Annotated in this window: 22 protein-coding genes and 1 pseudogene; 21 read left to right on the forward strand and 2 right to left on the reverse strand. The window is 39.8% G+C overall.

Annotation, left to right across the window (positions count from 1 at the left end; all coding sequences use genetic code 11):
* Nucleotides 1-223 precede the first annotated feature (223 nt).
* Complete coding sequence (locus tag F902_RS09710) at nt 224-1,009, reverse strand: S24 family peptidase (protein ID WP_005203038.1); 786 nt, start codon at nt 1,007-1,009, stop codon at nt 224-226.
* A 121-nt stretch (nt 1,010-1,130) separates the two neighbouring features.
* On the opposite strand from F902_RS09710, the gene F902_RS09715 reads away from it, so the two are divergent.
* The 13 genes from F902_RS09715 (at nt 1,131) to F902_RS09775 (ending at nt 9,476) form a co-directional block, all read left to right on the forward strand.
* The gene (locus F902_RS09715; RefSeq protein WP_005203040.1) at nt 1,131-1,394 is read left to right on the forward strand and encodes a helix-turn-helix domain-containing protein; all 264 of its coding nucleotides are present in this window, start codon (nt 1,131-1,133) and stop codon (nt 1,392-1,394) included.
* Nucleotides 1,382-1,654, forward strand: a complete 273-nt coding sequence (locus tag F902_RS09720) for a hypothetical protein (protein WP_005203042.1) — start codon at nt 1,382-1,384, stop codon at nt 1,652-1,654. Before F902_RS09715 ends, F902_RS09720 begins: the two co-directional genes overlap by 13 nt.
* A gap of 236 nt (nt 1,655-1,890) precedes the next feature.
* Nucleotides 1,891-2,199: a hypothetical protein gene (locus tag F902_RS09725; protein ID WP_005203046.1), complete on the forward strand. Its 309-nt coding sequence runs from the start codon at nt 1,891-1,893 to the stop codon at nt 2,197-2,199.
* Nucleotides 2,196-2,906, forward strand: coding sequence for a hypothetical protein (locus F902_RS09730; RefSeq protein WP_005203048.1), 711 nt, complete (start codon nt 2,196-2,198; stop codon nt 2,904-2,906). Before F902_RS09725 ends, F902_RS09730 begins: the two co-directional genes overlap by 4 nt.
* A complete protein-coding gene (locus F902_RS09735; protein WP_005203050.1) occupies nt 2,903-3,409 on the forward strand; it encodes a hypothetical protein in 507 nt (168 codons plus the stop codon). Before F902_RS09730 ends, F902_RS09735 begins: the two co-directional genes overlap by 4 nt.
* Nucleotides 3,409-5,310, forward strand: coding sequence for a DNA cytosine methyltransferase (locus tag F902_RS09740; RefSeq protein WP_005203052.1), 1,902 nt, complete (start codon nt 3,409-3,411; stop codon nt 5,308-5,310). The genes F902_RS09735 and F902_RS09740 overlap by 1 nt, the downstream gene beginning before the upstream one ends.
* Complete coding sequence (locus F902_RS09745) at nt 5,307-6,155, forward strand: DNA adenine methylase (protein WP_005203055.1); 849 nt, start codon at nt 5,307-5,309, stop codon at nt 6,153-6,155. The genes F902_RS09740 and F902_RS09745 overlap by 4 nt, the downstream gene beginning before the upstream one ends.
* Nucleotides 6,145-7,200: a replication protein gene (locus tag F902_RS09750; protein WP_005203058.1), complete on the forward strand. Its 1,056-nt coding sequence runs from the start codon at nt 6,145-6,147 to the stop codon at nt 7,198-7,200. The genes F902_RS09745 and F902_RS09750 overlap by 11 nt, the downstream gene beginning before the upstream one ends.
* Nucleotides 7,197-7,553 (forward strand): hypothetical protein, encoded by a 357-nt coding sequence (locus F902_RS09755; protein WP_005203060.1) that lies wholly within the window; start codon nt 7,197-7,199, stop codon nt 7,551-7,553. Before F902_RS09750 ends, F902_RS09755 begins: the two co-directional genes overlap by 4 nt.
* Complete coding sequence (locus F902_RS09760; RefSeq protein WP_005203062.1) at nt 7,550-7,753, forward strand: hypothetical protein; 204 nt, start codon at nt 7,550-7,552, stop codon at nt 7,751-7,753. Before F902_RS09755 ends, F902_RS09760 begins: the two co-directional genes overlap by 4 nt.
* 129 nt (nt 7,754-7,882) lie before the next feature.
* Nucleotides 7,883-8,548, forward strand: coding sequence for a RusA family crossover junction endodeoxyribonuclease (locus F902_RS09765; protein WP_005203066.1), 666 nt, complete (start codon nt 7,883-7,885; stop codon nt 8,546-8,548).
* A 5-nt stretch (nt 8,549-8,553) separates the two neighbouring features.
* The gene (locus tag F902_RS09770) at nt 8,554-8,988 is read left to right on the forward strand and encodes a hypothetical protein (RefSeq protein WP_005203067.1); all 435 of its coding nucleotides are present in this window, start codon (nt 8,554-8,556) and stop codon (nt 8,986-8,988) included.
* 11 nt (nt 8,989-8,999) lie between these two features.
* Nucleotides 9,000-9,476, forward strand: coding sequence for a hypothetical protein (locus F902_RS09775; RefSeq protein WP_005203069.1), 477 nt, complete (start codon nt 9,000-9,002; stop codon nt 9,474-9,476).
* Nucleotides 9,477-9,517: 41 nt separating this feature from the next.
* Here the strand turns inward: F902_RS09775 and F902_RS09780 are convergent, their stop codons facing one another.
* Nucleotides 9,518-10,468 (reverse strand): hypothetical protein, encoded by a 951-nt coding sequence (locus F902_RS09780; RefSeq protein WP_005203072.1) that lies wholly within the window; start codon nt 10,466-10,468, stop codon nt 9,518-9,520.
* A 116-nt stretch (nt 10,469-10,584) separates the two neighbouring features.
* On the opposite strand from F902_RS09780, the gene F902_RS09785 reads away from it, so the two are divergent.
* From F902_RS09785 to F902_RS09815, 8 genes and pseudogenes are all read left to right on the forward strand, one after another.
* The gene (locus F902_RS09785) at nt 10,585-11,337 is read left to right on the forward strand and encodes a hypothetical protein (RefSeq protein WP_005203074.1); all 753 of its coding nucleotides are present in this window, start codon (nt 10,585-10,587) and stop codon (nt 11,335-11,337) included.
* Between the two features lie 2 nt (nt 11,338-11,339).
* Nucleotides 11,340-13,025, forward strand: coding sequence for a terminase large subunit (locus F902_RS09790; protein ID WP_005203076.1), 1,686 nt, complete (start codon nt 11,340-11,342; stop codon nt 13,023-13,025).
* Between the two features lie 9 nt (nt 13,026-13,034).
* A complete protein-coding gene (locus F902_RS09795) occupies nt 13,035-15,311 on the forward strand; it encodes a portal protein (protein WP_005203078.1) in 2,277 nt (758 codons plus the stop codon).
* A gap of 68 nt (nt 15,312-15,379) precedes the next feature.
* Entirely contained in the window at nt 15,380-15,775 is a 396-nt protein-coding gene (locus F902_RS09800) for a hypothetical protein (RefSeq protein WP_005203080.1), read from the forward strand.
* Nucleotides 15,776-15,855: 80 nt separating this feature from the next.
* Nucleotides 15,856-16,254 (forward strand): annotated as a pseudogene (locus F902_RS23110) (Gp49 family protein); the annotation flags it as partial.
* Nucleotides 16,249-16,989, forward strand: a complete 741-nt coding sequence (locus tag F902_RS09805) for a hypothetical protein (RefSeq protein WP_422385893.1) — start codon at nt 16,249-16,251, stop codon at nt 16,987-16,989. The pseudogene F902_RS23110 and the gene F902_RS09805, both read left to right, overlap by 6 nt.
* A gap of 259 nt (nt 16,990-17,248) precedes the next feature.
* Nucleotides 17,249-17,608 carry a hypothetical protein gene (locus tag F902_RS09810; RefSeq protein WP_228129735.1) on the forward strand — a complete coding sequence of 120 codons (360 nt, stop codon included), beginning with the start codon at nt 17,249-17,251 and terminating at the stop codon, nt 17,606-17,608.
* Nucleotides 17,609-17,785: 177 nt separating this feature from the next.
* The gene (locus tag F902_RS09815; RefSeq protein ID WP_005203085.1) at nt 17,786-18,835 is read left to right on the forward strand and encodes a hypothetical protein; all 1,050 of its coding nucleotides are present in this window, start codon (nt 17,786-17,788) and stop codon (nt 18,833-18,835) included.
* Nucleotides 18,836-18,845: the final 10 nt, after the last annotated feature.

Below are 18,845 nucleotides of genomic sequence, written 5' to 3' on the forward strand. Positions count from 1 at the left end.
TCTACCTCATGTTTTAAGTAAGAAGCCCTGATTCCCTGCAAGTGGTCGGGGCTTTTTGCTGTTTGAATGAGATAAATTTAGCAATAGCTAAAACATTAAGCAATACAGTTTGCTTAATTATTTAGCGATTTTTTAGCAAGGTGTTGATATTCCGCTTAATTTTAATGTAAAAAAAACCTGCGATTAAGCAGGTTGTAAAATTAATAATTATTAAAAAATGTATCTAAATGTCGCCAGCACGCCATGGGATATGACCAACAATCTTAATATTATCAAGCTCTTCTTTTGTTAAAAACTCATCTGGAAACTTTTCCTTGTTAGGGTTGTCGCTTGAAATTCTTAAGCCACCATCTTTAACAATCTTGAATAATCGCTTAATTCGCAGTTCATTATTCGCCACAAATGCATAAATATTGCCTGTTACGAGCTGTTCATAGGTTGTAATTGCTAAATTAGCCAGCAATAAACTGTTGTGCTCGATAGTAGGTGACATGCTATCACCGTCACCGCCCATGATAGCGGAACAACCGAATTTTGGTGAAATGCCTTTCTTACGTAGCCAGGTTTCTTTAAATACAATTCCTCCTTTAATCAGCTCATCAGAGTTTGTATATCCGAATCCACATGCACCTTTCACATCAAATTTTGGTACCAGAACAAAGTTTGCCGTATCAATCAGATATGTATTGTCATGAGTTTCTAACGTATTGAAATGACTAGGGCTTGGTCGCAAAATACCGCTTTGCATATAGCCTTCGCTGATCGTTTTATCATAAAGCGGCTTATCAAAATCATAAGGCTTGAGCTTGAAGAAAATCTCAAACTCTCTTGCCTTTGAATCTTCGATTTTACGTTCGCCACCTTTGAGCTGAGATATATAAGAACCACTTTTAAGGCCTAGTGCAGCTGCCATTTCTTTTTGGTTCTTAAATGCATCATCAGCTAATGCCTTTTCGATTAGAAAGACAAAATTTAGTCGCCGAATTTCTTTGATGTCCATACTGCTCATAAATAAAAACCAATTTAGCAAATTGTAACTTTTACAAGAGAAAACTGCTAATTTTAAAGTTGCTAAAACATTTAGCTAATGCTAAATTATTTTCATAATGTTTTAGCGACGAGTTTTAGCAATGCATATACAAACTCTAAAAGACTTCTTCTTGCCACTTAATGATGAAGAAAGAGAGTCTTTTGCGACATCTTGTGGAACAACAATCGGGCAAACCTTGCAAATCATGTATGGCAACCGTAATTGCAATCCAGCCCTCGCAATTGCGATAGATCGTGAAAGTAAAGGGGCTGTGCCATGTGAATCTCTTTGCCCTGATGTTGATTTTCAATATTTACGGAATTTAACACCAACAATCCCAGAGGAAAAATCATGTCATCAATAATTTTATTCAGCAAAAAACTGTTGGCACCTATGTCAACTCGAGTGCCATTAGAAGTCCAAGAAGTTTTTGACAAATTGGCAGAAAGCCAAGGCTGTGATCGAGCGAAATTATTAAGAGAAGCCATTGATTTGAAGATTGCTGTTGAGACGGGTCAATCATCATTTGAGCATGTAAAAAAAGCAAAGAATACATCGTATTCAAGCGTATTCAAAAATGTATTCAAAAAATTAGGTCTTATTTTGAATGTAAAAAAAGCCTGATCTCTTACATCAGGCTTCAATGTTCATTAACCAGAGAGATTAAATCACATGAATAATTTAACAGAACATAAGTGCAAGGGCAAATGCAGTGAATACAAAGGTGAGCAGTGTAAACACTGTTTAATTCTTGGTGATGACAAACATCTTGATCACCATCTTTCACCCAATTGTCGAGTTATGGATAGTGAAGAATCTATCCATTATTTACGTGCTCTTGAAGCACAACGGGAGGTTTCATGATTTCCCAAGACAAATTCAATTCAAAGCCAGAATTCAAGCAAACTCAATCAATCCAATCAATGTATGACCCTGCGATTCATACACTTAGCCGCATGCTTGAGAAGCGTAAAGCCATTTTGCGGAAAAGGAATGATGACGAAGGCAAAGCTGCAGTCAATTTTGATGAGTTTAAAAAAGAACTCATGTCAGAGCATCGAATCAGCTTATGGTTTGCCAATGAAGTCGTATCGAGCTTAAAGCGTGCAGGAAAAATCAATTGCTTTGGCAGTTATATCAATCTTCCTATTAAGGCGGATGAAGCATGAAAGAACGTCCGATTTTATTTAGCACATCGATGGTTCAGGCGATTCTTGATGGTCGTAAAACTCAAACTCGTAGAATTATAAAAAAAGCACCAACGACAGCTATAAATCACAGATTAATTGAATTAGATAATGGCTGGAATTGGCAAGTTAACGAACAAGGCGTAGTTCCAACTATGCACCGTGAAATCTGTAATCCTATGATTTGTCCATATGGAATGGTAGGCGACAGACTTTGGGTTCGGGAGACATGGCATGTTGAACCTGGTGCTAGGGGTTGGTCCATGGATGAAAATGAACCTTGCACTGGCTGGATAGAGTACAAAGCAGGTGGATCGAAAGAGGTGACAGCTCCTGACTTTGATGCTGTTCAGCGCTGTTTTCCAAAAGGAGAAGTTGATTGGGATTTTGTACCTAGTGACTGGCGACCATCTATTTTTATGCCACGTTGGGCATGTCGTATAGTCCTCGAAATTTCCAATATTCGCATTGAGAGACTTCAAGCTATTTCTGATTCAGATGCGAAGGCTGAGGGTATTTTAGAGACTATGTATGGCTGGAAATCACAGTCAGATAGTTATCGATATGGTGAAACGCCTAGAGCAGCTTTTCATATTTTGTGGGAAGAAATAAACGGTTCGGATTCATTAAAAGCCAATCCATGGATTTGGGTAGTTGAGTTTAAATTGCTCGAAGGCGGTGAATCATGACTGATAACGCCTCCATTCTTGCACTTACAGATATTTTGCTCCAACCAGTGGATAAACGTTTACAAGCTCTTAAGGAAAAATTTGCCCAAAAAACTACTGACGAACTTCTTGAGTTGGTGAGCACATTAATTAATGTGGCTGATGATTACACCAATGCTTGTGATGAGGCTGTAGAGCTTCATCTATCAATTTATTCAGATATGCATCCTGAAAAGTTGAATTACAACAAACCTAGTTTTCATGGTGCATTGAATGGATTAATTCTGGCAAGAAAAGCCCCGAATCAGTCTGTCCTTTGTCATAGCTGTGCATATAAACAGGGCACTTTAGCCAATACATCATTAAGTACTCAATCAGATGTCGCATTCGCTATGAGTGAATGTGCAACCTTTTATTGCCACCAAAATATCGAATGTATCGAACGTCCGACTGCTGCGGATATTAAACGTATGCGCCCATGTAAAGGATGGGCACAACACGTTAAAAATCGAGGTACTAAATAATGAATATGATGAATAATTTTAATTTATTACCTCATGAATTGATCATTGATAACTTTGCTGGCGGTGGTGGTACCAGTACAGGCTTAGAGAAAGCTTTTGGCCGTCCTGTCGATATTGCGATAAACCATGACCCCAAAGCCCTTGCAATGCATCGCGCCAATCACCCGAAAACCAAACACTATTGTGAATCTGTTTGGGATATTGACCCAATTGAAGTTACAGGCAATCAGCCAGTGGGATTGGTTTGGCTTTCTCCAGACTGTAAGCACTTTTCTAAAGCGAAAGGTGGAAAACCTGTAGAGAAAAAAATCCGAGGGTTGGCATGGGTAGCCCTTCGCTGGGCGGCAAAAACACGTCCACGCATAATCATGCTTGAAAATGTTGAGGAATTTAAAACTTGGGGTGACTTAGGTCCAGATGGTCGACCATGCCCCAAAAACAAAGGGCGTACTTTCAATTGTTTCGTAAATGCACTTAAACGTCAGGGATATACGGTTGACTGGAGAGAGTTACGTGCGTGTGATTATGGTTCACCAACAATTCGGAAGCGTTTTTTCTTAATTGCTCGTCGCGATGGCTTATCTATTCAATGGCCTCAACCAACGCATGCGGATCCAGAATCTAAGGCAGTTAAATCTGGAAAGCTAAAACCATGGCGTACTGCCGCAGAGTGTATTGATTGGTCCATCCCATGCCCAAGTATATTTGAGCGTAGCAAACCATTAGCAGATGCCACTTGTAAGCGTATCGCAACGGGAATTATGCGCTATGTGGTCAATAGTCCAAATCCATTCATTGTCAAATCTAACCATACTGCAAGCTACTATAACTGTTTCCGTGGCCAGCAAATTAATGAGCCACTACAAACTGTGACGAGTGCACCAGGTTTTAGTTTAGTTGTTCCATTTCTTGCTGGAGCAGGTGGACCAAAGTATTCAGCTAAGCCAACTGCAATTTATAAACCAATGGGGACATTGGTTGCTTCAGGTAACTACAAGGCCGTTATATCACCCGTATTAATTAAGTTTAGATACAACAGTATGGGGGAGAATATTCAAAACCCTTTACCAACAATAACCGCAGGTAGCTTTATCAAGAGACCTGGTGGTGCTGGGCATGCATTGGGCTTATGTGTACCTAAATTAATCAGTCCTGTTTTAACAGAGTGTGCGAATGCATCGGCACCACGCTGTATGCCGATTGATGGACCGTTAAGAACAATATGCGCAAATATTAAAGGTGGACATCACGCCTTAATAGCACCCTCACTGGTTGTAAATACATCTAATCATTCTGGAAATTGTGCTGATAAGCCACTTCATACGATTGCAACAGGTGGTCATCATGCCTTGGTAAGTGCGTTTATTGCTAAAAATTATACAGGTGTGGTTGGTAGTCCTGTAATTGAGCCTCTACCTACTGTGACATCTAAGGACCATAACAGTCTGGTCACAAGCAATATCGTAAAACTTCGCAACAACAATGTTGGTCATGCGGTAGATGAGCCTATCCATACAATTACTGCGTCAGGTGGGCATTTTGCCGAGGTACGTGCGTTTTTGACCGCATTCTATGGAAGTGAGAAAAATGGCAATAGCCTTAATGATCCTCTAAGAACAGTCACATCTAAAGAGCGTTTTGGTCTTGTAGCGGTCGCTGATCAGTTATATCAAATTGCAGATATTGGTTTTCGTATGTTACAGCCAGTTGAGCTATATAAGGCTCAGGGCTTTCCAGAATCCTATATTTTTACCTATGGAATCGACGAGCTCGGTAATAAAGTTAATCTTACTAAAACTGAGCAGAACAGGATGGTAGGCAATTCAGTACCGCCACAATTATCAGAAGTTTTAGTTTTAGCGAACTTCCAGCATGAAAAAGTGTATGGAGGGGCAGCATGACATCTATTGCTCACCCTATTATTCGTTATCACGGTGGTAAATTCCGTTTAGCGCAATGGGTGATTAGTCATTTCCCAAAACATACCTGTTACACCGAAGTTTTCGGCGGTGCAGCAGGTGTGCTGATTCAAAAGCCACGCGCTTATGCAGAGGTCTATAACGATCTCGATGGCGATATTGTCAATTTATTCAAAATACTTCGCTGTGAAAGTAAGCGTACACAATTAATTGAACAACTTATTTTCACACCTTATGCACGAGATGAGTTTGAGTTGGCTTGGGAATCTACTGCTGATGAGATTGAGCGAGCTCGTCGCATCATCATTCGTGCGCAAATGGGCTTTGGTTCAGCAGGTGCAACTAAAGGTAAGACAGGTTTCCGTATAGATACCAAACGTCAATATGGCACAGCACAAGCACTATGGGCAGAGTATCCAGAACATTTAGCTCAAATTGGGCAACGATTACAAGGCGTTTTGATTGAAAACAGGGATGCAATACAGGTCCTTCAAGATCATGACGCAGAAACAACACTTCATTATGTAGACCCGCCATATATGCATGACACTCGTTATGTATCGGCACAATATGGCCGTTTTTACCGCCATGAAATGGATGATTCGCAGCATCTTCAACTGCTTGAAACATTAACCAGCCTCAAAGGTATGGTCGTACTTTCAGGATATGAGAACGATTTATATGACGATCATCTAAAAGGGTGGACCAAAAGAACAACATTATCGCGTATTGCTTCACACCGTGGGGCAGGTTTACGCAAAGAATGCCTTTGGATTTCTCCAGAAGCACATGTACATGATTTATTTGGAGGCGGACATGCAGAATAAATTTGTTCCCAACTCCTTTATGGTTGCCAATGCATTCGTTGACGATTGCATGGATAAAATATCTGATGCAGCAGTAAAGATTTATTTAATTATTGTGCGTAAAACTCGCGGCTGGACCAAAGAGTGTGATGCACTGTCTTTATCTCAACTAGAGGAAATATCCAGAAAGAGTCGTCCAACAGTGGTTAGATGTCTCAAGGAATTAGTATCGGTAGGACTGGTGAAGAAACATCACCAGTCAGTTTATGGCAATGTTTATTCCCTTTTAGATAATTATTTCATAGGCTTAATCATTCGTTTTCCTAGTAAAAAATCTTTACTAGTGAAGGCATTTTCACCATTTGAAAATGCTGTAGTTAAAAATTTTAACTACCCTAAAGTTGCGTTAAAACAAGCGCAAAATTTAAGCAAATTTGGTTTAAATTTCCCTAGTAAAAAATTTTTACTAGTTAAAAGTTTTTACCACACTAGTAAAAATATTTTACCGCTGCTAGTTAAAATTTTTAACACACAAAAAACACTATCAAAAAACATTAATCAAAATAAAAAACGGGAATGGTTGGATTTTAAAATTTTAAAAATTCAAATTGTTTCTGCAAACAAGGAAATTAATGTTGACGAGATTTTAAATGCTGATTGGTTTAATCGTGAACTAGAAGCATTTGAAGAATACAACGCTGAAAAAAAACACTCAGATAAGTTTCAAATTTACTTTTTTACTGACTGGCTGCTTAAAGCTTATGTGAAGCATCAAAGAATTAAGCTTGCTAAACCACCTACAGCAACTTCAACAGAAGAATCATCCAGTTCAAATCATTTTGAACATGGTGTTCATTTTACATCTAAAAAACAACTTTATTCGTTTGCTAAACAGCTCTCTTTGCTTGATGACGTATTCAAAGAATACAGTCAAAGCGGCGAGTCTTGGCAGGATCTTGGTCTACGTATAGCAAATATGCTCACAGATTCTGAAAAACAGAAACCATTCATTCCATACCTAATCGAATTGGGCTTCAAAAACTCCACTAAGGGGAATGCAGCATGATGGACTTAACAACAAACGCAAATATTCGTGTAGCAAAGGCTTTACTTCATAACTATGACAGCCGCATGTACATCGAGCGCGATAGTTTCTTTGATAGCAATTTCCACTTGGTACAAAACGAAAATGACATCGAGCAGCTGCGCACTGCAGTTAAAAATATTGAATTGAAACCTGGTGCACATGTCCATGTTGATTTTACTCATCAACTGGAAAAAAACTCACATGAAATTCATTTCCATGGTGAAGGGGTCTTAGATCGAGTTGAAGATGGGCGTGTTTATGGTCGTTTAAGTGATGGTCGTTCATTTACTTGCATGTTTGCTGATGTTGTGGCGTTGGGAGAAGTGCGATGAATGAACTAGCAGAATTAGGATGCACATGCGTTCAGTTAAATGGCAAAGAGTGTGCATTTGAAGATCGAGATTATAAATTTTGCCCGTGTTGTGTTGAGTATTTTGAGGGAATGGCTGCGGTAGATGAAAGCTATATCGAATATGGCGGGCCTGAATATGAAGATGAGTTTGCCGAAGAAGATGAGGAGCAAAGCCAATGATTACCAACTGGATTACATGCGCTCGCCATCCAAGAGCCGCTTTATATACGGTGTACCTCAAACGATTGAATGGTGACATCCAAATTTCATTTTTTTTAGATTCTGATTTAGTGAGCAAGGACGGTATTTATGAATAAAAACTGGAAAAACTATGCTCTTAATCAGGATGGTATTGATGAATTAGAACATGAAGCTGATAAGCGCACCCATCGTAAATCACGCGAACGTCGTGCAACGGATGTCAAAGCTGTAGTCAATTGTTCTGTTACTACCCAAAATATAGGTCATGACCGCCTGCATACTGGTGCAAATGGAGCAATGGTCATTGAAGGTGAAAATTATATCGCTGTAAAGCTACCGTATGGCCTCAGCACAAATGATATTTGGCGTTTACAGACCGACAGCAAGGGGAAACCATGCGTAGGACTAACACCTGATGCCAAGTACTTCAAACAACGCGTTTACCGCTTGTATGCGCCAATCCTACGTGCACTTGGATGGAAACCCACAAGTAGAGCCTGTGAAGTGCGATTAATCGTTCAACCACCAAAGAAAGCCCAAAGTTATAGCGCATCTAAATATCCACGCTATGACATAGACAATTATTCAAAAATTCTAATCGATTCATTGAAAGGCTCTGACCTGCTTTTCAAAGATGACAACGTATTTATTCAAGAAAAAGTTCAGTTGGCAGAGCCAACAGTAGGAGGTTGTGTCTGGTTGTCTTGTGTTTTTTTAACAGAAACAAATTGGCTGGATAAGAAGGTCGATTTTGAGTGGTTGGCTGGGAGATAAGCATAATGATTAAAGTGGGTATCGATTGTGGCGTTAAAACAGGATTGGCAGTTGCGCGTAATGGCATTCTTATTCGTGTTGAAACCATGACGATTACAAAAGCTATGGAAGCTGTAAAAGAGTTGCATAGCCAATACCCGGATATGGTGGTGAAAATTGAGGATGCCCGTTTGCGAACATGGTTTGGTAATGCCGATGCACGCCAAGCAAAGTCGGGTCCTGGTACACGAGAAGGTGTTGGTTCAGTTAAACGCGATTGTTCAATATGGGAACAATTCTGTATTGAGCAGGGCATTAAGTTTGATCTGGTCCATCCAGCAGCAAACATTACTAAAACTAAGGACGCCTACTTTAAAAGATTAACTGGCTGGACTGGTAGAACAAGCGAACACAGCCGAGATGCAGCAATGCTTGTACATCAATATAAATCTGTTCTGTGAGGTTATGCATAATGAAAAGCGAACAAAAACCTAATGCACAAACAATTTTGGAAGCAATAGAAGATTTGCACAACCAAGAGCAGATCGTTACACGGGAAACTTTGGCAAGTTCAACCGGCTTAAAGTTATCCATTATTGATGATCGCCTGAGTTACCTGGTAGATAACGGGCAGATTATTCGTGTACAGCGTGGTGTATTCATTCCAGCTGCTAGGCACAGACCATCACGGATCATGTCAAAAACGGTGCTGCCTGACGGCACCGTTAAAATTGATATTGGTGATGATGTATTGACGCTCACACCACGCGAGGCTCGTAACTTAGGAAATATGATGATTGGTGAAGCCATGCAGTACAGCAATATTGAATTAGGGCATCACATGGCTATTATTCAAACTGAGGTGAGTGGCCAGATGCGTAGAATATCAAAAACGGTTGAAATCTTATCTGATCAGGTAGAGCAAAATAAGCAAGGTGTCCTATTATAAACATTACAACCTAAAATATAAAAAATTTTCTAATTAAATATTTATTTGGTAACGAAATTGAAAGTGTTTTCAAAATACTTGGATTCAAAACCTGATAAATAAAAAATTTTGAGCTTAAATTGGGTCAGTTGCGAGTTATTGTCACCTTTAAGCTCATAGATTTCTATATTGGTAATCGTGCATTTGTAATGCAACTTAAATCTTTTTATATATTCATTGACCGAGGAACAAATTTTCCTTGTTTCGTACTGCATAGCGGCAAGATGCATACCCGCCAAATGAAGAGATTTCTTTTTCTTCCTTTTCTTCTTTCCCTTTACATCAGTTTCTGAGTCTTGTCTCATCATTACTTGACCGAATTTCGATGGTGTATAGGAAGTTCCATCTTTTAAAGTCACAGCAAAGGAATAGCCTTTTTCTCTCAGTGTAATTATATCCTTTTCATCTGAAACTGAGGGGCTAATATTAACCATTGTGGTTACTTTAAATCTTGCGATTAAATCTGGCCTTTGTTCATGAACAATTTCTAAAACATCAATATTGTTCCAAGTTGACTTACCATGAGTTTTAACCTGAATAAAGAATACTTCTTGATTATTAACTATACCAAGTGCTATTTCATCATTGCCTTTAATAAACTTGCCATCCATTTCTTCACCAAGGTGGAAATGAAAACAGTCATAATGGTCCAAAAGCCCATCGGCAAAATTTGAGTCATAAAGCTTTCTACTCATATATGGATTAACATCTTCACCGTTTATTAAAGCATTTTTTAATTTTTCATATCCTGCAATACGTTCTGTAGGAACTTTAAAGTTTGTTGATTCGCTAACTTTTCTAGGCATTATTGGAATTCTTTTGCTCAAAAAGTTATTTAGCTGCATATAAACTGGAATCTGAGAATTGTATTCTGCTCCCAATTTATGTAACTCACATTTTGCCCATTCATTAATCGCATTTGAAACTTGTTCATAGGTAATTTGGTTTATCATTTTCTTAAATCGAAATTATTTATGCTGAATATACCATATGCTTTTAACCCCCTCTAGGGTTCGACTTCACTAACCTAACTCACTGATCATTATGCTATTGAAAGAGCATAGTGATCATGTCTGACAAAAAAGTAACTCCCGACTGGAATAAAATCGAACTCGATTATCGTGCTGGTATTAAGAGTCTACGCCAGATCGCAGGCGAACATGGCATCAAGAGTGAAACCTCAATTCGTAAGCGAGCAGCTAAGTTTGGCTGGCAACGCGACCTCAACCAGACGATCAATGATGTAGCCGATGAAATCGTAAGAAAAGACACAGTGCGCAAACAAGTGCGCAGCAAATCAGTGCATTCGGAAGAATTGCGCACTATCTATGATGAGCGTCAAGACTTTGATATATCAGAAGAAGAAACGATAGAGGAGAACGCAAGAGCGATTGCACAAGTGCGCATTGCGCACCGTAGAGACATTTCTCGGTCACGGAATCTTTTCGTTAAATTAATTGAGGAAGTAGAAGAACTAACGAATAAAGATTTACAGCAAAATTTACAACAGATGCTCAATCAGTTCCTTGATGAGGGATGTATTGAATTCTTTGATGCTGTAGCTATTCAGAAAACTTTATCGTTAAACAATCGTATCGGGCAATTAAAACAACTTACAGATTCATTGAAAACCGTTGTGGCACTTGAACGACAAGCTTACAACATGGATAACGCACAACCTGTTCAAGACCCACTTACTGCATTATTGAATCGTATTACCACTGGTAATAGCTCTACATTCCAGCCTGTAGCCAATGATTCCGATTTTGAAATAAATTCAGTGCCCATAGCAATGAATGATACTGATCATAAGGATGGCTGATTATGGGTAGTATGATTAAAGGTTCAGTTTTTGAAACGCCTTTGCAGCCATTGCCAACGAATGCGGAAGAATTAGAAAAATGCCTTCGTGACCCGATTTGGCGTATCTTTAGCGGTTGCTTGTACAAGATTAAAATTAAGGGTGATGACTTCCGTGATGAATTTGGCGTATTACGGGAAGCTGATACTTTTGAGTTACCATTTAAGCCAAACCAAGCACAGGTAAAGTTTTTAGATCGGTTGTGGTACCGCAATATCATTCTGAAAGCGCGTCAGCTTGGCTTTACAACCTTGATATGCGTGTTATGGCTGGACCATGCGCTTTTTAATGCAAATCAAAACTGCGGTATCATTGCTCAGGATTTGCCTACTGTATATAACATCTTCAAAGATAAGATCAAATTTGCATACGATAATTTACCAGAAGAAATTCGCGAACGTTTTCCCTTAAAAACATGCAATAAATCAGAAATGGAGTTTGCACATAATGGTTCAACCATACGTGTAGCAACTTCATTCCGTTCAGGAACAATTCACCGCTTACATATTTCTGAATTCGGTAAAATCTGTGCTACAGATCCAGCAAAAGATGATGAGGTTATTACTGGTTCTATCCCAACTGTGCCAACTAATGGTGTATTAGTTATTGAGTCTACTGCGGAAGGTCGTAATGGTTCCTTCTATCAAATGGTTCAAATTGCACAGGCCAACTATGCTTTACGGAAAAAACTAGGCACAAAGGACTACAGATTCCATTTCTATGCATGGTGGCAAGAGCCTAAATACCGATTAGATGCATCTACAGTCATTATTCCAGCATCAGACCATGAGTATTTTGACGAGTTAGAGCAAAAAGTTAAGGATTCGATGGGCATTGAATGTCACATTGATCCTGATCAACGTGCTTGGTATGTCGTAACTCGTGATAACGATTTGAAAGGTGATCAAGCAAAGACTTGGCAAGAATATCCATCATTCCCCGAAGAAGCTTTCCAAGTTGCCAAAGATGGTAATTACTACGCTAAAGACATGCTGGCTTTACGTAAGCGTGGTGGAGTATGTCAAGTTGAAGTACTGGAAGTACCTGTAAATACATTTTGGGATATTGGTAACTCGGATGGTTGTGCTATCTGGTTCCATCAAATGATGAACCAACAGGACCGTTTTATAAATTATTACGAAGAACATGGGCAGAACCTACAGCATTATGTTGTTGAGCTTTTAAGACTTGGTTATGTCTTTGGTACACATTTCTTACCACATGATGCAGATCATCAGCGACTTGGTGATTTTAATAAATCTATTCGTGATCAATTAGCAGACCTATTACCAGGTCATAACTTTGTGATCGTTCCACGCATCACATTACTTAATACGGGGATTTTATCGACTCGAAAGATGCTGAAAAATGCATGGTTCGATGAAAACCGATGCAAACTCGGTATTCAGCGTATTGAAGGTTATCAAAAAGTATTCAGCAAACAACATAAGAAGTTTATCGACCAACCAAATAAATCGAACGGCTGTTCAGAAGGTGCAGATGCGCTAAGACAACATGCACAGGCCAAGGAATCAGGGTTATTAGGTGATTACGTCTATACGGCTAGTAACACTGGTTCAAATTCAAGTACAACTCAATCCAACACGCAAGGCTATGTCGAAGCACCTGCACCAGATTGGCGATTTTAAGGAAAAGCTATGTTTACTCAAGATGATGATACAGCTACACATGAGCAGATTAGCGAAGATCAAGCGCTAACTGTTGAAGAACTCACGGATATTATGCATGAGATCGAGGAGCAACCTTACTGGCGTAGTATTGCGGATAAAGAAATGGATTATGCCGATGGCAACCAGCTTGATAGCGATATCCTGAAGAAAATGCAGCAGATAGGGATACCGCCTGCAATCGAGGACATGATTGGTCCAGCATTAGGCTCAGTGGAAGGCTTTGAGTTGCAGACTCGCACAGATTGGCGCGTAACTGCCAATGGTGAAACTGGTGGAGATGATGTAGCAGCTGCTCTTAATTATAAATTGAATCAGGCAGAAAGACTGGCCAAAGCAGATGAGGCATGTAGTAAGGCTTTTAGGCCACAGATTGCATGCGGTATTGGCTGGGTAGAGGTAAAGCGCGAACAGGACCCGTTCAAATATCCATATCGGTGCATTGCCGTCAATCGTAATGAAATTCATTGGGACATGAAGTCCAAAGAGACTGATCTATCTGACGCACGTTGGTTGCGTCGTACACGTTGGGTTCATCCATCAATCCTTGCCAAGAAATTTCCAGCGCATGCTGAATTGATTCAAACAATAGGACGCTATGGTGGATCGTGGTGGTCTGATATTGATTTTACCGACGGAGGTAAGAGTACAGGCCTCAACAATGCGTGGCTTGAAGCTCGTTCATATACGATCAATGAGCAATATTGGTATAACCCATCATCCAAAGAGGTAAATATTGCTGAGGTTTGGTACCGTCGTTGGGTAGATGCATTAATCTTGCGGTTCAGTGATGGACGTGTTGTCGAATACGACTCAAATAATATTGCCCATGATGTAGCGATATATCAAGGCATAGCCAAGGTTGAGAAAACAACAATCGCAAAGGTACGCCGATCATACTGGTTAGGTCCACACTGTCTACATGATAGTGCAACACCTTATGCACATCATTATTTCCCTTACGTGCCGTTCTTTGGCTCGATTGAAGATAACACGGGCATACCTTATGGTTTTGTTCGTCGCATGAAGTACAGCCAAGACAGTATCAATAGTGGTGTATCAAAATTGCGGTGGGGAATGTCAGTGGTCCGTGTTGAGCGTACAAAAGGTGCGGTCGCAATGTCTGATGAGCAGTTACGTCGACAAGTAGCTCGTCCAGATGCGGATATTGTATTAGATGCTGCACACATGGCCCGTCAAGGCGCACGTTTTGATGTGAAGCGTGATTATCAATTATCAGATCAGCATTTTCAGCTTATCAATGATAATAGAACGGCCATTGAGCGTGTAAGTAATATCACCTCTGGTTTTCAGGGTAAGAAGGGTAATGCTACATCTGGAAAACAGGAACAAATACAGGTTGAGCAATCAAATCAAACATTGATGAAATCCATGACTAACTTTCGTGATAGTCGTCGATTGATCGGTGAGCAGCTATTATCAATGATTGTTGAGGACCTTGGTTCACAGGAACACACGGTCATTATCGAAGGTGATGCAGTTCGTGAAGATCGTACTGTAATTATCAATAAGCCTGAAACGGATGAATTGGGTTATCCATATGTATCAAACGATGTACAACGCACACGCCTTAAAGTTGTATTGGATGATGTACCGAGTTCAAGTAGCTTCCGTAGTCAGCAATTCACATCATTGTCCGAGTTTGCCAAGTCATTACCACCTGAGATCCAGAATGCTATCTTGCCGTATCTAATGTCACTCACTGATATTCCATACAAAAAGGAAATTATCGAGTCTGTACGTGCAGCAGCTCAAGCATCTACACCAGAACAGATTCAGCAACAGATTCAGGAAGCTGTTAAGCGTGCACTCGCCGATGCTGGCAATGAGATCAAATTGCGTGAACTGGAGCTTAAAGAGCGCAAGGCTGGAAGTGAAATCAAAGAGATTGATGCACGTTCGGTTCAGATCGGTGTCCAAGCTGCATATTCAGCAATGCAGGCAGGGGCACAGATAGCACAAATGCCAATGATTGCACCTATTGCTGATGAGGTAATGAAGGGGGCTGGATATCAGCTACCTAATCCAATGGGTGATGATCCTAATTTCCCTACTGCAGATCAAACAGCAGCTATGAATATTAAATCACCATATATTCAGGGCCAAGAGGTTCAGCAGAATACAAGTCCTGCTTCACCACCAGTTCCGCAGCAGGTTTCAACAGGACAGCAAGGCATAGAAACGCAAAGAACATCTGATAACCTACCCCCTGTAGGGCATGAGTAAATTTTGACTTAATCCAATAATAAAAAGGCAAGCAAATAGAGCTTGCCTTTTTATTTGAGGATAATACCGTGCCCACACCGATCTTAAAATATTTTGCTTACGAACATTTACCACCAAAGTTACAAGAAGTGAGTAAACCAATTGGAGACTTAGCGCTTCAGTTGGATGCACTTTTACCTGATGGTCCAGAGAAAACGACAGGATTACGTAAATTATTAGAGGCTAAAGATTGTTTTGTTCGTCAAGCATTAGATAAACCTGCGGAACTACCAAAGAAAACAATTACACCTATTTATGAATGCAGAGAAGATCATGCTACTGGTCATATCCAAGTCAAAGTGACAAATGCAGAAGAAAAAGTATTTGCCACAGGTGTCGATCACTTGGATGCGAAACTCAAGGTTGATAAGAAATTGAATGAAATGGGTTACGAAATCATTAAGTCATATAAAGAACCCCTGTAAGGCGTGATTAACTTTGCAGCGATTCCAATAATAAAAAGGCAAGCGAATAGAGCTTGCCTTTTTATTTGAGGAAAAATCTCATGTCAAACACCGAACAACAAATTGAGCAAGAAATTCAGTCTAAAGGCCTTACGGCACCACGTTTAACACCAGAGTCTATTAATTCTAAAATTGCATTAGAAATGTATTTCACTGGTTCTGGCATTATCGCGGCACAAACTCATTGTCATCATCTAGGTTTAATGCGTACTCAACATCTTGAAGGTGAAGATTTGCATAAGCCTATTGAGACATTGACTTTCTGTGTGTTGGTCTTAGAAAACGGATTCACAGTGACAGGTGAATCGGCTTGTGCAAGTCCTGAAAACTTTGATGCTGAGATTGGCCGTAAAATTGCCTTTGAAAATGCCCGTAATAAAATTTGGCAATTAGAGGGCTATTTATTAAAACAAAGTTTATACGCCGATAAAGTAATGAAAGAACCTTATAAGCCAGAGAAAAAACAGCCAATTAGTTTAAAAGAAGGTATTGATACATTATTGGCAACACGTATTCCAATCCTTGATCAAATTTATGACGTATGCCAAGCAATTGAAAAATGTGGTGCATCACCTGAACTTACTGAAGCTGTCACCAAAGCAGGTCAATTACGCGAACCCATTACTGAATTAGTCAATCAAGCGGTCGCACTTGGCATTGGTGAAGGTATATTAGGCGTAAGCCATAGTAATAATTCCAAGCTAAAGTTATCAGAACCAGAAGTAAATGACGGACGTGTTAAACACGTATACTACGTCAATCCCTTGGCTCAATTTGAAGGTGCTATTGGTGGACTTGAACCTTTAGGTTATAAAGCCTTATCCAGCATCACATATTGCATTTTAGTTTTGCATGATGGTTCAACTGTGACAGGTATGTATGAAACTCATGATCCAGATACCTATGGGGAAATGGACCGAGCGAAGTATGCATATCAGGAAGCCATTGAGAAATTAAATCGTGCAGCCGAATGTAAAAATAGTCCAGTCAAGTGTGCTGAAAGTTTAGCGCAGGGTGTATGTGGTGAATCAACGTCAAATTGGCGTGATGAACGACTAAGCAATCGTGAAAATGCATACATGCTTACTCAGATTATTAACACACCTGGTGCAAGCAAGGATTTACGCACAAAAGCAGAAAATAAACTTTCAGAATTAATTGATAAACTTAATTAATTCAATAATTAATAAGTGTAAAACCAACATCATTTGATGTTGGTTTTTTGTCTTTTTCTTATTCGAAATTAATGCATTCTGGTAAAATTTAACGATGATATATTGGGTTTGCTGAATAATGAATACACAAGAATAATTAATCGAAAGTTTTGGTGGCTTGGATAAGGTTAAAGACCTTATCAATACACATAAGATGGATGAGATATTCTGTCATACGACAGGTCAATGGCATTCTGCAAAATACTGGTTTGATAATCAAATGAACCCTAATCTTGGTACCCCACTGGACCATCTATTTGGTGCGTTCCATAGCGTTCAAAAGATTATGTTTATTGGCGGTGCTTCTGATGGGCGTTTAATGTACTTTAAAAACGATCAAGATATTGTCCGAATGCCGCATCCTAAACCGCTTACACCGATTCACGACTATAGTAAATTCAGAGAATATGCGACTGAAATGGCTAAACCAACACAGGAGCCAGTTGATACATATTTAGTTGAAGTTTTTAGATTTAATAATACGCGTAGAAAATTCTTAATTTTGTCTCAGCTTAATAATAAATACGAACAACTTTTAAAGCATGTCCAATCCAATTGGCAATATGGGTATAGACTCTAATTTTAATGACCGCTTAGGCGGTTTTTTTTATACCCATTTTTCATACCCCCTGTAAGGCTAACGCCATTATCTCCAAATCCTTGAAACTTTCCTCATGTTGAGCAATCAGCAGCTAAACGCTAGATAACTCTAGCCATTCAGACCTTAGCGGCTACAGCGATAAGTAGTAGGAAAGACATGGATATTACAGAGCAACAACAAGAGTTGATTGAATCAAACGGTGGCAAAGCATCACCCGAACTTGCATCTCAGTTATTAGAACTGGCGATGAATGGCGAAACCACAGCTCAGACTGAGGAAACTGGTAGTGAGCCAAGCACTACCCAAGCGGAAGATACAGCAACCCAAGATACAACAGGCGGTACGCAACAAGCCCAAGAACAACAGGCACAACAGCAACAACAGGTCGATGAAAGCCAGTTGAATGCTGAAAATGCTTTTATTTTGGCTAAAGATGGTAAGCACACTATTCCTTATGACAAGTTGGTGGAAGCACGCAACGATGGGAAGGAATGGAAACAAAAGTTTGAAGATGCACAAATCCAATTAGCGCAACTTCAAGCTCAAGCACAGGAACGTCAGGACAACGGTCAAGCTGCTACGATACAAGACAATCAAGCGAATTTAGCTCAACAAGCCATTGATCAGGGTGTAGATCCAGCAATCTTTGGTGACTTTAGCGAAAAGGACTTGGCGGCTGGTATCTTGAAACTAGTCAATACTGAGGTTTCAACTCAGGTGCAACAACAATTAAAAACTGTTTTGGCGCCTATTCAACAGCAGCAACAGTTAAGTGCAGAAGATGCTCATTTTAATGAAATCTTCACAGCACATCCTGATGCGGAATCGGTTGTTGAATCCAAAGAGTTCAATGACTGGAAAAGTGCACAACCAAGCTTTATCCAAAGTGCGTACGATGCAGTTTTAAATAATGGTTCAGCAGCGCAAGTTGTAGAACTATTGGGACTGTATAAGTCTGGAACACAATCAACTCAACAAGCTTCACAGCAGCAACAGAATCCTGATGCTGTACGGGAAGCAGCGCAAAAAGCTGTTAGTCAAGCTCAAACACCAGTGCCGAACAGTCTAAGTGACTTGCCACAAGGTTCTCCAGCCGGTGTGACCCGTGATGAACGTCTAGCGAATTTGTCGCCAGCGGAACTCGCGGAAGAAATGCAGGGCTGGACTCAAGAACAACGTGAGCAATACATGAACAGACATGTTTAAACATACGTGA

The sequence above is a fragment of the Acinetobacter higginsii genome (genome assembly GCF_000369525.1).
GTDB lineage: Bacteria > Pseudomonadota > Gammaproteobacteria > Pseudomonadales > Moraxellaceae > Acinetobacter > Acinetobacter higginsii.

Bases quoted from the DNA above. Each gene is read 5' to 3' on its own strand.
- F902_RS09735 (WP_005203050.1), top strand. From the start codon at position 2,903: ATGACTGATAACGCCTCCATTCTTGCACTTACAGATATTTTGCTCCAA.
- F902_RS09720 (WP_005203042.1), top strand. From the start codon at position 1,382: ATGTCATCAATAATTTTATTCAGCAAAAAACTGTTGGCACCTATGTCA.
- F902_RS09710 (WP_005203038.1), bottom strand. From the start codon at position 1,009: ATGAGCAGTATGGACATCAAAGAAATTCGGCGACTAAATTTTGTCTTT.
- F902_RS09715 (WP_005203040.1), top strand. From the start codon at position 1,131: ATGCATATACAAACTCTAAAAGACTTCTTCTTGCCACTTAATGATGAA.
- F902_RS09760 (WP_005203062.1), top strand. From the start codon at position 7,550: ATGAATGAACTAGCAGAATTAGGATGCACATGCGTTCAGTTAAATGGC.
- F902_RS09770 (WP_005203067.1), top strand. From the start codon at position 8,554: ATGATTAAAGTGGGTATCGATTGTGGCGTTAAAACAGGATTGGCAGTT.
- F902_RS09765 (WP_005203066.1), top strand. From the start codon at position 7,883: ATGAATAAAAACTGGAAAAACTATGCTCTTAATCAGGATGGTATTGAT.
- F902_RS09725 (WP_005203046.1), top strand. From the start codon at position 1,891: ATGATTTCCCAAGACAAATTCAATTCAAAGCCAGAATTCAAGCAAACT.
- F902_RS09810 (WP_228129735.1), top strand. From the start codon at position 17,249: ATGAACCCTAATCTTGGTACCCCACTGGACCATCTATTTGGTGCGTTC.
- F902_RS09795 (WP_005203078.1), top strand. From the start codon at position 13,035: ATGTTTACTCAAGATGATGATACAGCTACACATGAGCAGATTAGCGAA.
- F902_RS09790 (WP_005203076.1), top strand. From the start codon at position 11,340: ATGGGTAGTATGATTAAAGGTTCAGTTTTTGAAACGCCTTTGCAGCCA.
- F902_RS09755 (WP_005203060.1), top strand. From the start codon at position 7,197: ATGATGGACTTAACAACAAACGCAAATATTCGTGTAGCAAAGGCTTTA.
- F902_RS09785 (WP_005203074.1), top strand. From the start codon at position 10,585: ATGTCTGACAAAAAAGTAACTCCCGACTGGAATAAAATCGAACTCGAT.
- F902_RS09805 (WP_422385893.1), top strand. From the start codon at position 16,249: ATGAAAGAACCTTATAAGCCAGAGAAAAAACAGCCAATTAGTTTAAAA.
- F902_RS09815 (WP_005203085.1), top strand. From the start codon at position 17,786: ATGGATATTACAGAGCAACAACAAGAGTTGATTGAATCAAACGGTGGC.
- F902_RS09740 (WP_005203052.1), top strand. From the start codon at position 3,409: ATGAATATGATGAATAATTTTAATTTATTACCTCATGAATTGATCATT.
- F902_RS09745 (WP_005203055.1), top strand. From the start codon at position 5,307: ATGACATCTATTGCTCACCCTATTATTCGTTATCACGGTGGTAAATTC.
- F902_RS09780 (WP_005203072.1), bottom strand. From the start codon at position 10,468: ATGATAAACCAAATTACCTATGAACAAGTTTCAAATGCGATTAATGAA.
- F902_RS09775 (WP_005203069.1), top strand. From the start codon at position 9,000: ATGAAAAGCGAACAAAAACCTAATGCACAAACAATTTTGGAAGCAATA.
- F902_RS09750 (WP_005203058.1), top strand. From the start codon at position 6,145: ATGCAGAATAAATTTGTTCCCAACTCCTTTATGGTTGCCAATGCATTC.
- F902_RS09730 (WP_005203048.1), top strand. From the start codon at position 2,196: ATGAAAGAACGTCCGATTTTATTTAGCACATCGATGGTTCAGGCGATT.